Genomic DNA, 16,875 nt, shown 5'->3' on the forward strand with positions numbered 1-16,875 from the left:
TTAAACTGTTTTGATCGATTTTACGGGATTCATGAATGCTGTTCTGATCGTTTGTATACTGATAGTAAAAAATGCAATAATGAGTGCCGCCATTCCAACGAGGGCAAATAACCACCATTGAATCTGAATGCGGTAAGCAAAATGCTGTAACCAGGTACTCATTATATACCAGGCCATGGGTGTGGCAATCATGATGGCTATAGCCACCAGTTTTAAAAATCCTCCTGACAGCAGGGCAACGATGCTGCCTACGGAAGCCCCCATTACTTTGCGGATACCAATCTCCTTGTTCCGCTGCCCTATTACCAGTACGGCTACTGCAAACAGGCCCATACATGAGATGAGAATAGCCAATATGGCGCTACAAACAATGATGGTAGCCAACCTGGCTTCTGCCTCGTACATACGGTTTACATTGTCATTCAGGAAGGAGCCTTTAAAGTCCCCTTGCGGCACTACCTCCTTCCAGCCCCTTTCCACGGCAGCCATAGCGCCAGGCAGGTCTGTGGGTTTCACCTTCACAAATATAGCAGCTGCCTGTAATGATGGCGTTAGTTTCAATGCCAATGGTCCTATTCCCTGACGCAGAGATTTAAAGTTAAAATCTTTTATGATTCCGATGATCTGTATTTGTTGCCCGTCAAATTCGAAGTGCTCTCCTACTACATCTTTCCCTCCTCCCAATGCTGCCGCCAGTTTTTCATTTACAATAACCGTATTGGAGTCAGCACCAAACGACCTGGAGAAATCCCTTCCGGATACCAGTTGCAAGCCTAACGTTTGCAAATAATCATACTCCACGGGTACCCATACCGTCTTTGCATCATGCCCCTTGAAATTAAAACCAACTTTCCATGTAGATTCACCACCTGCCAACCCGGCCCCCAGATTCATGTAGGATGCCGTGCTGGAAATAACATGTGGATCTCCATTTAATTGCTGTTGCATGCGCGCAAGCACCTTCGTAGCATCTACATTGCCCGTCATAGGGATACTGATCACCTGCTCTGTATCAAAACCCATAGGCCGGGTACGGAGGTAATGCAGCTGTTGCCAGAGCACTGCGGTAGAACTAATGAGCAATACCGCTACTACAAATTGAACCACGATGAGTGTATTTCTCAGAAAACCACTTTTACCTAAACTCATCTTGCCTTTCAGCACTTCAATCAGGTTGGTGCGGGCTATTAACCAGGCAGGATAACCACCTGCCAGTATAGTTACAAAGAAGAAAGTAATAATGGTCCAGCTAATCAATCTTACATTTAGTAAAATAGAGAAGTCAAGATGATAGCTGAATAGACGATTGAAAGATGGCAGAACTAATAAGCCCAATGCAAGACTGGCCATAAAAGCAATGAAGCAAACGATCAGAGCTTCACACCAAAACTGCATGATGAGTTGTGTACGTACAGCGCCCAATGCTTTTCTCAAACCAATCTCCCCTGCCCTCGTAAAGGATCTGCCCATACTCAGGTTGATAAAATTGATGCTGGCAGTTGCTACAATCAACAGCGCCATGATCAGTAACATCCAGGGATAAAATGGGTTAATGTCTCCTCCCGTATTACTCTCTTCTCTGAAATGCATATCTGATAATAGAAAGGTACGCATCGTCAACATTTCCCCATCAGGACCAGGTGTTACACCATTCTCTTTCATGCTACTCAGCTTATTGTTCCTGTACTTATGGATCACTGCTTTCATTTGCTGTTCCAGCATAGCAGGTGTAGCATGAGGACGCAGTTGCGCAAATACCTGGTAGGATTGATTGTCCCAGGTATCAGGATCATCCAGCCCTGCAATTACATTCTGAAAACTGCAAAGCACTTCAAAACCGATGCTGCTGTTGCGTGGTACATCAGCCATCACACCGGCAATGGTAAATGGCTTCAGATGATTATTCATGTTGATCTGCACCAGCTTACCGATGGGTGATTCACCCTGGAACAACTTGTCTGCCGCCTTTTTCGTAATAAGGATCTGACTGGGTTTCTGCAATGCATTTTTGTCTCCTTCCAGCTGGGGAAAACTAAACATAGACAGGAAAGAAGGATCTACAAAAGTAACATGCAGGTCCAGGGATCTTTCTTTATAAGAAACTGCTTCATAGTCCCATCCAAAACGGGTAGCCGATTGTACAGCAGAACATTCTTTCTCAATGGCTGGGCCAAATGGAGCGGCCTGGCTACTGTTGTTCTGTATACTCCCATCCGCCATCCGTTCAGCAGTATAGATCTGTAAAACGCTGTTTTTATTTGTATGAAACTGATCGTAAGACCATTCAAAATAAGCCGCAATACCCAGGAGGAAAGCAACACAAAACGCCACCGTCATTCCCGTGATATTGATCACGGAAAAAACCTTCTGACGCATCAGGTTGCGCCATCCTATTTTTATATAGTTATAGAACATACCAATATTTTATTCAGTTCTGATAGCTTTTGCCGGATTGGCCAGTGCTGCTTTGATAGTGCGAATCCCCACAGTCATCCATGCAATGACTAAAGCCCCTCCTATAGTGAGTAAAAACAGATTCGCCTGTAAAGCGATCCTTACATTGAAAGTAGCTAACCACCCCTGCATGAAATAAGCGGCCAGCGGTGCAGCAATGATAAAACCAATGATCACCAGTAGCGTGAATTCCTTAGATAATAATACCAGTACATCCATTACAGAAGCTCCTAATACTTTGCGAATGCCTACTTCCTTTCTACGCTGTACCACCATCAAAGATACCAGTCCATACAAACCCAAACATGAAATGAACATCGCTACAAAAGCAAACAATTTATACAAAGCAGACAACTGTATCTCTTCCTGGTAAAAGTCTTTCAACAGATCATCCATGAATTCATATTCATACAGGTAAGTTGGCCATGCCGTCTTACACGTTTTTTCTATTGCTGCCAGCGCTTCCGGCATCTGATCCGGATCGATCTTTACATTCAGTGTTCGATACCAGGAAGTATTATTCATCAATACTAACGGGGAGACTGGTTCTTTCAGACTATTTGCCCTGAAGTCCTTTACTACTCCTATAATCAGCCCGGATACCTGGTCGTCAAAGAATGCCATTCGCTTACCAACAATATCAGCAGGCTCACGATATCCCAATGTTTTAGCAAGTGTTTCGTTCACGACAAAACCATTGGTCGTATCTGCGGGTGTATAATTATTACCTGCTATCAGTTGCATACCATAAGTATTGACGTATGACTGGTCAGCAAATTTTAAATCCACACTTAAATCATTCATCGTACGCCCCTCGAATCGTAATCTGCCAAACCAACCACCATAACTGGATGCAGGTGTAAAACTGAAGCTTACATTTTTAATTCCCTGTGATTGCAACAGTTGATTGCGGATAAACCCAAATTGCTGTACAGAAGCACTATCCTTTGGTATAGATACCGTTACCACTGCTTTCTGATCAAACCCCAATGGCGCATGCAATACTTTTCTCATCTGACTCATCACGACCATCATACAGATGAGCAGTATCTGTGCTACTGCAAACTGCAACACCACTAATACTCTTCTGAGAGAAAGACTACCAGATATTTTAATACCTTTTAGTGCGGTGACAGGATTAAATCCTGACATGATGAATGCAGGATAACCACCTGCTAATAGCGTTACTGCTATTAATAACCCAACAATAAAGAAGAACAAATCTGTATCAAATAATTCCAGCATTGGCAACCGCATAATGCTGCATACTTCAGGCAGACATAATTTACCAATTAACAATCCTAACAACAATGCAAAAAAAGTAATGACAAATGTCTCTGCCAGAAATTGTCCTATTAATTGTTTTCTGCCACCCCCCAATGCTTTGCGCACACCCACTTCCCGCGAACGGGTCACTGCCTGTGCAGTAGCAATATTTATAAAGTTGACACTACCTATAATCAATAAAAACAGACCCACCAACATCAATCCACTGATCATGCGCAGGCTAAAAACAGCATTATAATTGCGAAAGCGTGTGTCTGTATGTACAGTCGACAATGGCTGTAACTGCAATTGTTCATTGCGGTTTTCTTTCGGCTTATATCTATTGATCATATCGGACAACATGGTGTTACCATGTGCCATATCCATACCGGCAGGCAGTTTTACCAACACGCTATGTGCTTCATTTACCGTCAGCCAATCATCCTGTTTCAGTTGTGGCAGCAAAGTGGCATAAGATATCGCCACACTAAATGGGAAATCTGTATTTGCAGGCATATCATCCAGAATGCCAGTTACTCTTATTATTCTCTCGTTATTATGATTGAAGGTTTTACCAATTGCGGCTTCCCAGTTACCAAAATATTTCACCGCAATACTTTTGGTTATTACACCTGCACCCGGTGCTGACAATGACTCGCGAGGGTTGCCATACAGCCATTTGAAACCTAATATTTCAAATACAGACGGTTCGGTATAATACACCCGATCCCGCTCTCTGAATTTCTTATCATCTACGATGATCACCCCATCGGTCTGACGGATGGCGCCTATATTTTCCAACTGCGGAAAATCTTTTCGCAATGCACCCGGCACAGGGAAAGGCACACCCATGAAATATTCCGTTCCATTTGATTGCTGCGTCACAGATACGACTCTGTATATTCTCTCCTGACCAGCATGAAACATGTCAAAACTCATTTCAAAATGCACTATCCTGTAAATAAGCAGACATGCGGCCATAGCTAATGCCAGACCGGCGATATTGATACCTGCATAGGTTTTATGACGAACCAGGTTACGGAATGCTATTTTGAAATAAGTACTCATTCTGTTCTCAATGCTTTAACAGGGTTCATATTAGCAGCTCTGAAGGATTGTATACTTACTGTCGCCAATGCAATCAATACAGCGAGCAATCCAGCTATGCCAAACATCCACCACTCAATGTCAACACGGTAAGTGTAATGCTGTAGCCAGTTATTCATGATATAAGCTGAGATTGGTGATGCGATGAGAATGGCGATTAATACAGGTTTCAGGAACTCTTTTGACAACAGCAACATCACTTGCTGCACGCCTGCTCCCATTACCTTGCGAATACCAATTTCTTTCTTACGCTGTTCCGCCGCAAATACTGACAAGCCTAACAACCCAAGACAACTGATGATGACAGCCAGCGAAGCAAAGATGTTGATCGCCCTGCTCAGGAATCTTTCATTATCATATTTCTTCTGGTAACTGTCATCTACAAAAGTATAATTGAAAGGATAGTCAGGATTCATCTCATGATACACTTTTTCCAGTCTGTCCATAGATGCCTTTACGGAAAGCGCTGGATTCAATTTAAAGGTCATCACACCACGCCAGTCAGGATTATATGTGAAGATCATGGGTGTTGCAGGCTTATAAGACGTCTCCCATACAAAATCTTTGACTACACCCGTAATCGTACGGCGCTGTCCATTGTAAGTGATCACCTGTCCCATTGGGTCCTTCAGGTGCATTGCTTTCAATGCAGTTTCATTCACCATGATAGACATAGAATCTGCAGTGGATAAAAAGTCTCTGCCCTGTAAGACAGGGATACTAAATGTACTGGCAAAATTTGCGGCAGTAGCAATCACACCAAATGATTGCTGATCTTCTCCTGCCTCCTGTCCCGGCCATTTAAGGCCCCAGGTTGTACTGCCTGCATTAGTGATCTGGTTACTCACAATAGTGCCCTCTACAGCACCACCTGAAGCAATCACTGCATTTCTAAAAGCATCATACCCGTCATATAATCTACCTTCCAGTTCTATATCCACAAGCCCTTTGGGATCGTAACCAATAGGTTTGTGCTGGATAAAATAGAGCTGACGATAAATGACAATTGTCGTAATAATGAGTACCACTGCCAATCCAAACTGGAATACGACTAAAGCCTGTCTGGATAAGAAATTACCTTTCATTTTGGTAACACCACCTTTCAATACTTTGATCGGTTTGAAGGAAGAAAGATACAATGCCGGATAGCTACCAGCCAGTAATCCCGTTACCAGCAGTAAACAAGGCAATGAGCTCCAAAAGACCAGGGGTGCTTTACTTAATTTCAGCGCACTATTTGCAAAAGTATTGAATGCCGGCAACAGTATCCACAACAGCAATAACGCCAATACAGTAGACAGTGTTACCAATATTAAAGACTCCCCGAAAAACTGAAAGATCAGTAATCTCCTGTTAGCACCAATCGCTTTCCGCACCCCTACTTCGCGAGCCCTACGCTCTGCCTGTGCGGTACTCAGGTTCATAAAATTCACACAGGCAATCAGCAAAATACCCAGTGCGAGCAATAAGAACAGACGTACTGTTTCAATGTTACCACCAATGATTTTCCCATCTTTGATCGTATTATATAATTTCCAATCCTTTGCCGCATGCAGCATAAGGGTCGTATTAATATTATTGTTCCCTGCATCTTGCAGCACATGCTTTACTTTGCCCTGAACAGTCGCGATCGATGCATTTGGTTGCAGCAATACAAAAGTCATAATACCAAAGTTGCCCCAGGTGTTATCTTTAATCCATTGTTCTTTTGCAGCATACAACGACCAGCTACACAAATAGTCAAACTGAATAGAAGAATTTGCAGGGGGATCATTCACTACAGCACTCACTACCAGAGGATCCTGCGCATCCAGCTTTACTAACTGGCCAATGGGATTCGTGTCTCCGAATAACTTATGTGCGGTACTCGTGGTAACTACAATTTCATTCTTCTCATTCAATGGTTTTACATTTCCATTGATGACAGGAAAACTAAAAATATTCAGGTATTGAGGATCAACATAACCGCCAGTCAACTTAATACTGTTTTCACCTGCCTGTAGTAGGTGAGCGTAGAAATAACTTGCACGGGAGGTTGTTTTGATTCCGGGTATTGTTTTCTCCAGCGTAGACGCCAGCGGAACTGGTGTAGTCCATACACCTGCATCCTCAGTCACTACCTGGTATATATTATTTACATTCTTATGAAATTGGTCGAAACTAAACTGGAAGAGCACATAAAGCATCAGCATAAAGCTAATCGCCATACCAATTGCCAACCCACCAATGTTGATCGCAGAGAATAACTTATTACGCCATAGGTTGCGCAACGCGATCCTGATGTAACTCCTAATCATAACAAACGGTTTAAAATTTGTAAAAAGGAAGGGCTGGTCAATACCGGCCCAGGTTTCATTTTGAACTTGTCATTTTAAAACGTAACGACTTAAATATCTTTACTCAGTTCTCAATGATTTTACGGGGTTAGTCAGTGCCGCTCTTACTGACTGGAAACTAATGGTGAACAATGAAATGATCATGGCCATGACGCCTGCGAATACAAACATCCACCACTCTACATTAATGCGATAGGCAAAGTCCTGCAACCATGTGTTCATCAGGAACCAGGATATAGGGACGGCGACCAGTAGGGATATCAGTACAAGCTGCATAAAATCCTGTGAGAGCAATCTGGTAATATTTGCAGTAGAAGCCCCCAGTACTTTTCGGATACCAATTTCCTTGGTACGCTGTCTCGCGATCAAAATGCTAAGTCCAAACAAGCCCATACAAGCGATAATAATTGCGAGCATAGAGAATGTACCAAAGAGGGATGCCAGGCGGTCCTGATTGATATACTGATGCGCCAGATCATCAGCTACAAATGAATAAGTTAAAGGGTAGTCAGGCACATATTTCTTCCACACTTTTTCTACAGCAGCTACCTCCTTTGTGAGATCTCCCCCTTTTGCCAACCGGATACTCATCACACTAAATCCCTCTTTCCTAACGATATAAATAGCCGGCGATACCGGAATCGTAAGGTTAGAGTAATTAAAATCCTTTGCTACACCGATAATTTCTCCTTTTCGTTCGGTAAACCCGGGAAGCCATTTGATACGCTGGCCAATGGGGTCATGCAGGTTCATCGCCTTTACCATTGCTTCATTGACAATAAAAGCATTATTACTATCTGTTGCAAAACCTGTAGAAAAGTCACGTCCCTTTGTCAATTTTATATCCAATGTTTTCAGCAGATCAAAGTCGCCGATAATTACACTGGTCACGATTGATTTATCTTCACTATCTCCATCCTTTACTACCGGGTTCACAGCACCAACATACCGGCCCATGGCTGTATTGGAAACAGTTACATTTTGAACACCTGGCAGTCTTAGTAAATCTTCTTTTATCACTTTGATATTCTTTCTCGCACTTTCCGAAGCAATATTTATATTCACTAATCTATCCTTATCAAACCCCAGGTATTTGTTCTGCCAGAAGCGCAACTGACTGTATACAACAATCGTAGCTACAATCAAAATAATAGCGATTGAAAACTGTGCGATCACCAATGCCTTTCTGATCCATACCCGGGAACCGGATGTTTTGAATCCTCCTTTCAGCACAGCCACCGGCAGAAAACCGGAAAGGTACAGCGCAGGATAACTGCCAGACAACAATCCTACTACTACTGACATAGTAAAAAGGTATCCGAGGAAGGGAAGATTGCTCAACGTAAAGAGCTGGAATTCCTTACCCGTGATTTTATTAAACCATGGCATGAAAAGCAGAGCAAGGAAGATAGCCAGTACAAATGAGATCGTGGTTAACAACACCGCTTCTGACATAAATTGTACAATCAGCTGACGGCGCTCGCTACCCATTACTTTTCTTACACCTACTTCAACCGCTCTTTCATCGGCCCGGGCAGTAATAAGGTTCATAAAATTGAAGCAGGCGATCATTATGATAAAGATGGCAATAGCAATATAGATATAGAGTAAATGGGTGTTATCCTGCTTGTTTTTATCCCCCTGTGGATGCAAATGTATATTGGCCAATGGTTGCAGGTGCAATCCAAATACTTCTCCAAGCGAACTGGCAATCGCTTTGACATGCCTGTCTGTAAATGCCAGTAGTTGAGATTCCATCTTAATCAGGCTTACGCCTTCAGGCAATTGTACGAACGTGGTGTTATCATTAAAATTATACCATTGCTCCATTGAACCCCCATCCTTTTTCACCAGCTGTTCAAACGTGCTATAAGATAAAATGATATCTCCTCCAATGTCTGTATTGAGAGGCAGATCTTTTGACACAGCAGTTATTCTACAATCAAACTGGTTATCTACCTTCAGTATTTTACCTATAGGATCATCATTACCGAAATACTTCTTTGCAATTTTTTCAGTAACGACCATAGTATATGGCTCCTGTAATGCTGTTTTGGCATTACCTTTTACCAGTGGGAAGTTAAACAAAGTGAAAAAACCGGCATCTGCATATGCTAAAGGATCTACATATTGCTTATCCTGAAAAGTATACAATGCAGTGCCAGCGTTCATCATACGTACTGACTCTTTTATATCGCTTACTTCATTTTTCAGATATGGTCCAACAGGCCACTGGGTATTACCCCCATAGTCGGTTTCCCCTGCTTTTGTAAAGCTGTTGGTCACCCGATAAATATTCTTCCCATCAGGATGAAAATTATCAAACCCGTATTCGTTCCTGACAAACAATACAATCAACATACAACATGCCATCCCAATCGCCAATCCCAGTATGTTAATCACAGTGATGATCTGTTGCCGCCTGAGATGGCGGAGTGCTATTCTGAAATAATGTTTAAGCATGGCAATTATGGTTTATTATACGTGAAACTGCTCCTTGATGTTTTCAGTCACGACCTTACCATCAAACAGGTTAACCACGCGATGTGCAAATCCGGCATCATAAGGGCTGTGCGTTACCATGATCATGGTAGTACCCCCATCATTCAATTCCTGCAATAGTTTCATGACCTCTTCACCATTTGTAGAATCGAGGTTACCGGTAGGCTCATCCGCCAATATCATTTTGGGCTTTGCCACTACGGCACGCGCTATCGCCACACGCTGTTGCTGACCACCTGATAACTGCTGCGGAAAGTGGTTACGGCGGTGCATGATGTTCATACGTTCCAGTACTTCTTCCACTTTCTTTTTACGATCGCTGGCAGGTACTTTCAGGTATAGGAGTGGCAATTCCACATTTTCAAAAACAGTCAGCTCGTCGATGAGGTTAAAGCTCTGAAATACGAATCCAATAGACCCTTTTCTCAACTGGGCACGTTGTCTTTCACTCATTCTTGCTACTTCATGATCCCAGAAGTGATACTCTCCACCGGATGGATTATCCAGCAGCCCCAGGATATTCAATAATGTAGATTTACCACAACCTGATGGACCCATGATAGCAACAAACTCACCGTCTTTTACTTCCATGTTGATTCCATTGAGCGCAGAAGTTTCGATCTCTTCAGTGGTAAATATTTTTTGCAGATTAACGGTACGTATCATTGATGTTATTTTGATTATATTAAAATACTAATACTTCTTTGTCTCCAAAATTCTCATAGGATGAAGTGATCACCTGTTCGCCTTCCTCCAATCCTTCGAGAATTTCAAAGAACTGCGGATTTTTCTGACCCAGGGAGATATTGCGCTTTACAGCACGTTTACCGCTTTTATCCACAACGTACACCCAGTTACCACCAGTGTCAGAGAAGAAACCACCTACAGGCAGCAACAGGGCTGCAGAAGATTTACCTAATTCGAGGCGGATAGGAGAGGATTGTCCCCTGCGGATGCCATCGGGAGTTTCTTTGTCAAATTTCATGTCTACATTGAATCGGCCGTTTTTTACCTCAGGATATACTTTGATGATAACAAGTTCATAGTTCTTGCTATTAAATTCAAAGCTGGCTTTCAGACCAGGGAATACCCTTGAAATATAGTGTTCATCGACCTCGGCTCTCATTTTGAAACCATTCAGATCGTCAATCTGCCCGATGTTCTGGCCAGCTTGTATGCTACCCCCTACTTCAGCATCTACTGAGGATAACTGTCCGTCAATCGGTGCTTTCAATACCAGGTTGTTCATATTATCTTTCATCAGCTGAAGATTACGCTGGGTGCGGGAGATTGTAGATTCCAATCTTTCAATCTGGATTTTGGCATTCTCTTCCTGAAATTTCTGGCTTTCAATTTCAATCTGCTTTTGTTTCACCAGCCTTTCGTAATCAAGTTTATACTTAATATAATCCTGGCGGGCCACGATTTTTTCATCTACCAGCTGCTTATTTCTGTCATACAGATCCTTGGCCTGATCTATCTGAAAGTCCAGTTCATTGAGTGTCTGCTGCATAGTAAACCGGTTCTGTTTCAGGGTCTGCCGGGTATTCTGCAGCTCATTGATCAGGCGATATATTTCAGTTTCATGGTTCACAAACTCCATTTCCATATTCTGGTTTTGCAGGCGGAGAATACTATCTCCCCTTTTCACCATACTACCTCCTTCCAGGTATTTCTGACTCACGTACCCACCTACGATTGCATCGAGGCGTATGGTCTTCAAAGGTAATACGACTGCTGTAACAGCAATATATGTATCGAAAGTACCCCGGGTAACTTTAGAAATAGTAATCTTGTCCTTCTCTACATTTAATTTCGAGCGGTGATCGGCAAAGATCAGGTTATAGATCAGCAACAGTGCTACGACTGCGCCTCCACTTACCAGGGTGATCCTTTTCTTTGACCAGTATTTCTTTTCTATTTTTCTATCCATAGGTGAATGTGCTAAACTTGCATACCGGATAAGACAACCGGCATGCCAAAGCCGGGAATCCTTTACCAGTAAAGCATTTCAAAGCACAGCATCCTTTCAAAACGTCCTGTACCGCACACTGTACGTCCAATTCCGGACACTTTCCCCCAATCCGTTGCCAGTACTGCCAAAAACCGAAATCTTTTTATAATATTGCCAGTAGCCACATCCGCATTCGTTTGCCCAGGTCAATCATTGTCGGGAACATTGTTTGCGGTGCTCTATCAACAATATATTTATTTGAATTGGTTATGACTACGACTACACTGCCTGGTAAAATACTGATAGTAGATGATGATATGGACGTATTGCGCGCAGCACGCCTCCTGTTGAAACGCCATTTTGGCCAGGTAGACTTTGAGCGCAATCCCCAGAAGATCCCTTACCTGGTATCTAATTTTGAATACGACGTGATCCTGCTGGACATGAACTTTACCCGTGACCTGAGCAGTGGTAAGGAAGGATTTGAATGGCTGGACAGGATACTGGACATTCAACCCACTGCAGCAGTAGTTATGTTCACGGCCTATGGCGACGTGGAAATGGCAGTAAGGGCCATCAAAGCAGGAGCAGCTGATTTTGTGCTGAAACCCTGGGAAAATGAAAAGCTCCTGGCCACTATGCAGGGAGCTTACAACAAAAAACACCAACACAAGGACAAGGTAGCCCCACCTACCCCAGCGACTAACAATAATAGTTCAATCATTGGCAATAGTCCGTCCATGATGGCAGTATTGGATACAGCTGAAAGGGTAGCCGGCACAGATGCCAACGTACTCATTCTAGGTGAAAATGGCACTGGCAAGGATATGCTGGCCAGACATATTCACCAGCTCTCCCATCGTACCTCCCACCCTTTTGTGAGCGTAGACCTTGGGGCCATCAGTGAAAGTCTGTTTGAAAGTGAACTGTTTGGCCATGTGAAAGGCGCCTTTACAGATGCCCGCGAAGACAGGATCGGTCGGTTTGAAGAAGCCAACAAAGGCACCATCTTCCTCGATGAACTGGGAAACATTTCCCTTCCGTTACAGGCAAAACTGCTCACCGTATTGCAAAACAGGTCGGTGACCAAAGTAGGTAGTAACAAAGCCCATCCTGTAGATGTACGTCTTATCTGCGCCACTAACCGCAACATTCAGCAGATGGCGGCACAATACCTGTTTCGCCAGGATTTACTCTACCGGATCAATACAATTGAAATACACCTTCCTCCTCTCAGAGAAAGACAGGAAGACATCATAGCCCTGGCAGAACATTTCCTCCAATTGTATAGCAGTAAATATAAACGCCCGGTGAATAGTCTGCACGAATCACTCGTACAGCAGTTGCTACAATATGACTGGCCAGGGAATATCCGTGAACTGCAACACGCTATGGAGAGAGCGGTCATTCTCTCCCAGGGCAAGGTATTGCAGGCTAAAGATGTATTTGTGAAAAACCCTGTACAGGAAACCCAGCTGAATACCGGCTATAACCTGGAAGAAATGGAGCGCAACATCATCACCCAGGCCATGAAGAAATGTAATGGCAACATCACTGAAGCCGCCAGGGAACTGGGCCTCAGCAGAGCAGCACTCTATAGAAGACTGGAAAAATATAATATCTAAATGAACCGGTTCAGCGTCAATATATTCCTGCGAATACTCCTGCTCACCGCCAGCACCATTGCCGGCGTAGAAGTATGGAGGATACTGGGGCCGATTCCCGGGTTAGCTATCGCCGCCCTGATCTGCCTGCAGATCTATGGAATGTATTACTACATGAACAGGATTAACAGAAAGCTCACACTTTTTTTGGAGTCCATCCGTTACGAAGACTTTTCCATCCGGTTCAGCGCCGATAATAAAATGGGGAAAAGCTTTCAGGCACTCAATTACCAGTTCAACGAAGTACTGGAAGCCTTTCGGCAAACCAGGGCCGAAAAGGAAGCGAACCTGAAATACATCGATACGATCGTACAGCATATCAGCATCGGCGTACTGTCTTTTGATGCGGAGGGTAGAATAGAACTCATCAACCCTGCAGCTTTCAAGTTACTGGGCATCTATCGCCTACGCAACATAGCAGAGTTAAAATCAGCTCACCCCGATCTGCCTGAATTATTGCTACAGGTGCACTCCGGCAATAAGATCCTGTATCGTACCCGTACTGAACAACAACTCTCGATTCAGGCAGCAACTGTACGTTTACAGGGCCGCCTGGTCAAATTGATCTCCCTGCAAAACATTCATGCAGAGCTGCAACAAAAAGAGCTGGAAGCCTGGCAGAACCTGACCAAGATCCTTCGTCATGAAATCATGAACTCTGTCACCCCGATCGTATCCCTCATAAGCACCATGCAGGATATTATAGAGCAGGACATTGCACCGGATAGCCACCAGCCCGAGGCGATTACCGACCTGATAGAAGCGCTGGAAACGATCAAAAGCCGGAGTAAAGGCATCATGAACTTCGTCAACGCCTACAGGGATTATACCGCTCTTCCCAAGCCACAATTCACGGATGTTAATATCAAGGAACTGATCACAGTAGTGAGTAACCTGTTGCAATCGGATCTTAAACAGGCAGGCATCTATTACCAGTTTGAAGTAGATTCTGCCGGTGCAGAAATTCATGCAGACAGTGCCCAGTTGCAGATGGTGCTGATCAACCTGGTCAAAAATGCCATGGATGCACTGGAACACACCGCTCACCCGGAAATCAAACTCACCGCAACGATGACCACGCCTAACCAGGTTTGCATCTCCATTGCCGACAATGGTCCGGGTATAGATGCGGATGCAATCAATAAGATCTTTATCCCTTTCTATACCACTAAGCGCAAAGGCAGCGGTATCGGTCTTAGCCTCTCTCAGCAAATCATCCAGCTGCATGGCGGGCAATTGAAAGTAGATAGTACCAGTAGTAATGGTACTACATTTAAAGTGATCCTTGCTACGGTGTAAATCCTTATTTTAGTAACATGAAACCGGTTGTCTTTAACAGTCTTTATTGGGGCACAATGCCTATACTGCTTTGGGGCTGTTTTGTGAATTCCGCATGGCTGAAGGAGCTGTCAATGGTTCTTTTAATTGTTTATGCGGCCGTATTTTTCATATCCGGCACCCGCTACACACCAACACTTATCAGAGTGCTGTTAATCATAGGCTTAGCTATTACAAGTCCACCTTTAGTCCACCTTCTCGCCGGTGCTTCTATACCGCTGGTTCACATCGTCTATATTGCTTTCTTTTTAAAGATCCGGTATACGAATTATCCACTACCTACCTGTAAGTGGGCATTTATCTTTCTGACAGAAGCGCTGGGTCTGGCGATCTTCTTCTATTTCCTGCCTACACTGGAAACGGTCTGGCCTGTGGTCCTTTGTCTTTTCACTGCTTCTATAGCCCTCCAATCCGTTATGCATGCCTTTCGCCTCAGTGATCAGCCAGCTGGCTGGTATTGCCTGGCAGGCATCTCCTTCCTCATTGCCGGTGGCGCACTTCCACCAACTATCAGCTTGATCTGCTACGCATTAGCCAATTACGGCCTCGTCTACGGTGCTACCCGTTATATATGGCAAAAGCAGGGTATCCCCTACGCAATCCGGTAATATACCGTACATTTGATTCGCTAGATGAGTTATTATGCAACAGACAGATTTTTTAGTGATTGGTTCCGGCATCGCAGGATTAACCTATGCGCTCAAAATAGCAGGTGCCTGTCCAGATAAAAAGATCACCATCATCACTAAGACCCAGGAAGACGAAACGAATACGAAGTATGCACAGGGTGGTGTAGCCGTAGTGAATGATCTTGAGAACGACAGCTTTGCCAAGCACATTGAAGACACCCTGATTGCCGGCGATGGCCTATGCAATGAGAAAATAGTAGAGATCGTGGTAAAGGAAGGCCCCGAGCGGGTAAATGAGATCATTGAATGGGGCGCCAACTTTGATAAGAATCCTGACGGAGACTTTGCCCTTGGAAGAGAAGGCGGACATTCGGAATTCAGGGTGATCCACTACAAAGACATCACGGGTTATGAAATAGAAAGAGCCTTGCTGGCAGCCGTTCGCCAGCATCCAAATATCGAACTGGTCACTCACTGCTTTGTGGTAGACCTCATCACCCAGCACCACCTGGGTTACCTGGTAACCAAATCCACGCCTGACATTGAATGTTATGGTGTATACGTATTGAACCTTCTCACAAACAAGATAGAAAAGATACTGAGCCGCATCACCCTCATCGCCACTGGTGGCAATGGGCAGGTGTATCGTAGCACCACTAACCCTTCTATCGCCTCTGGCGATGGTGTGGCTATGGTGTACCGCGCCAAAGGTAGAATTGAAAATATGGAATTCATCCAGTTTCACCCTACCGCGCTCTATCAGCCGGGTGTGAACAACGCCTTCCTGATTACAGAAGCTGTACGTGGCGATGGTGGTATTCTGCGCAATATACACGGCGAAGACTTCATGCATAAATACGATCCCCGTCTCTCCCTCGCTCCCCGAGATATCGTGGCCAGAGCAATAGACAGTGAGATGAAGATCACCGGTACAGAACATGTATACCTCGATTGCCGGCATATGGATATGGAGAAGTTCATTCACCACTTCCCCAACATCTATGAGAAATGCCTGACATCTGGTATCGATGTGAAGAAGGACATGATTCCGGTAGCTCCGGCTGCTCACTATAGCTGCGGAGGTATCAAAGTAAATGAACATGGTTGTACCAGCATTCAGAACCTGTATGCATGCGGCGAGTGCTCCAGCACAGGATTACACGGCGCCAACCGCCTTGCGTCCAATTCACTGCTGGAAGCCATGGTGTTTGCACACCGTTGTTACCAGACGGCCGTAAACAGGATCGATGCAATTCCATTCAAAGGAAACGTACCTGACTGGAATGCAGCAGGAACCACGGCTCCCAAGGAAATGATCCTCATTACCCAGAGCCTGAAGGAACTGAAGCAGATTATGAGTGATTATCTTGGTATCGTGCGTACCAATGAACGTATCCAGAGAGCAATACGCAGACTGGACATTCTGCACGAAGAAACAGAAAACCTCTATGAGAAGACAGAAGTCTCTCCGCAATTGTGTGAGCTGCGCAACCTGATCACCGTAGGTTATTTGATCGTAAAAAGCGCTTCCTTCCGCAAGGAAAGCAGAGGTCTTCATTTCAATACCGATTATCCAAACAAGAGCGAACTGGTACAAAACATTGTGTTATAGAATTTGTTGCTAA

The 16,875-nt window shown here is 44.2% G+C and carries 10 protein-coding genes; 4 read left to right on the forward strand and 6 right to left on the reverse strand.

Annotated elements, in window-relative coordinates; genetic code table 11:
• The 6 genes from BW716_RS14405 to BW716_RS14430 all read right to left on the reverse strand — a co-directional run bounded on the left by BW716_RS14405 (position 1) and on the right by BW716_RS14430 (position 11,598).
• Complete coding sequence (locus tag BW716_RS14405; RefSeq protein ID WP_083723272.1) at positions 1-2,415, reverse strand: ABC transporter permease; 2,415 nt, start codon at positions 2,413-2,415, stop codon at positions 1-3.
• Between the two features lie 9 nt (positions 2,416-2,424).
• Positions 2,425-4,788, reverse strand: a complete 2,364-nt coding sequence (locus tag BW716_RS14410; protein WP_083723273.1) for an ABC transporter permease — start codon at positions 4,786-4,788, stop codon at positions 2,425-2,427.
• Complete coding sequence (locus BW716_RS14415; RefSeq protein WP_083723274.1) at positions 4,785-7,124, reverse strand: ABC transporter permease; 2,340 nt, start codon at positions 7,122-7,124, stop codon at positions 4,785-4,787. The genes BW716_RS14410 and BW716_RS14415 overlap by 4 nt, the downstream gene beginning before the upstream one ends.
• Positions 7,125-7,223: 99 nt before the next feature.
• Positions 7,224-9,626, reverse strand: a complete 2,403-nt coding sequence (locus BW716_RS14420; RefSeq protein WP_083723275.1) for an ABC transporter permease — start codon at positions 9,624-9,626, stop codon at positions 7,224-7,226.
• Positions 9,627-9,641: 15 nt separating this feature from the next.
• Positions 9,642-10,331, reverse strand: a complete 690-nt coding sequence (locus BW716_RS14425; protein WP_083723276.1) for an ABC transporter ATP-binding protein — start codon at positions 10,329-10,331, stop codon at positions 9,642-9,644.
• Between the two features lie 19 nt (positions 10,332-10,350).
• Positions 10,351-11,598, reverse strand: coding sequence for an efflux RND transporter periplasmic adaptor subunit (locus BW716_RS14430; RefSeq protein WP_083723277.1), 1,248 nt, complete (start codon positions 11,596-11,598; stop codon positions 10,351-10,353).
• A 290-nt stretch (positions 11,599-11,888) separates the two neighbouring features.
• On the opposite strand from BW716_RS14430, the gene BW716_RS14435 reads away from it, so the two are divergent.
• Genes BW716_RS14435 through nadB form a run of 4 tightly spaced genes read left to right on the forward strand, consistent with a single transcriptional unit; the run spans position 11,889 to position 16,862 of the window.
• The gene (locus BW716_RS14435; protein ID WP_083723278.1) at positions 11,889-13,244 is read left to right on the forward strand and encodes a sigma-54 dependent transcriptional regulator; all 1,356 of its coding nucleotides are present in this window, start codon (positions 11,889-11,891) and stop codon (positions 13,242-13,244) included.
• Positions 13,245-14,582 carry a PAS domain-containing sensor histidine kinase gene (locus BW716_RS14440; protein ID WP_083723279.1) on the forward strand — a complete coding sequence of 446 codons (1,338 nt, stop codon included), beginning with the start codon at positions 13,245-13,247 and terminating at the stop codon, positions 14,580-14,582. It begins immediately after the preceding gene.
• Between the two features lie 56 nt (positions 14,583-14,638).
• On the forward strand, positions 14,639-15,229 hold the full coding sequence (locus BW716_RS14445; RefSeq protein WP_083723280.1) for a hypothetical protein: 591 nt from the start codon (positions 14,639-14,641) through the stop codon (positions 15,227-15,229).
• A 34-nt stretch (positions 15,230-15,263) separates the two neighbouring features.
• Complete coding sequence (gene nadB, locus BW716_RS14450) at positions 15,264-16,862, forward strand: L-aspartate oxidase (protein WP_083723281.1); 1,599 nt, start codon at positions 15,264-15,266, stop codon at positions 16,860-16,862.
• Positions 16,863-16,875 lie beyond the last annotated feature (13 nt).

It is taken from the genome of [Flexibacter] sp. ATCC 35208 (assembly GCF_001975825.1).
In the GTDB taxonomy this organism is placed as follows: domain Bacteria; phylum Bacteroidota; class Bacteroidia; order Chitinophagales; family Chitinophagaceae; genus Chitinophaga.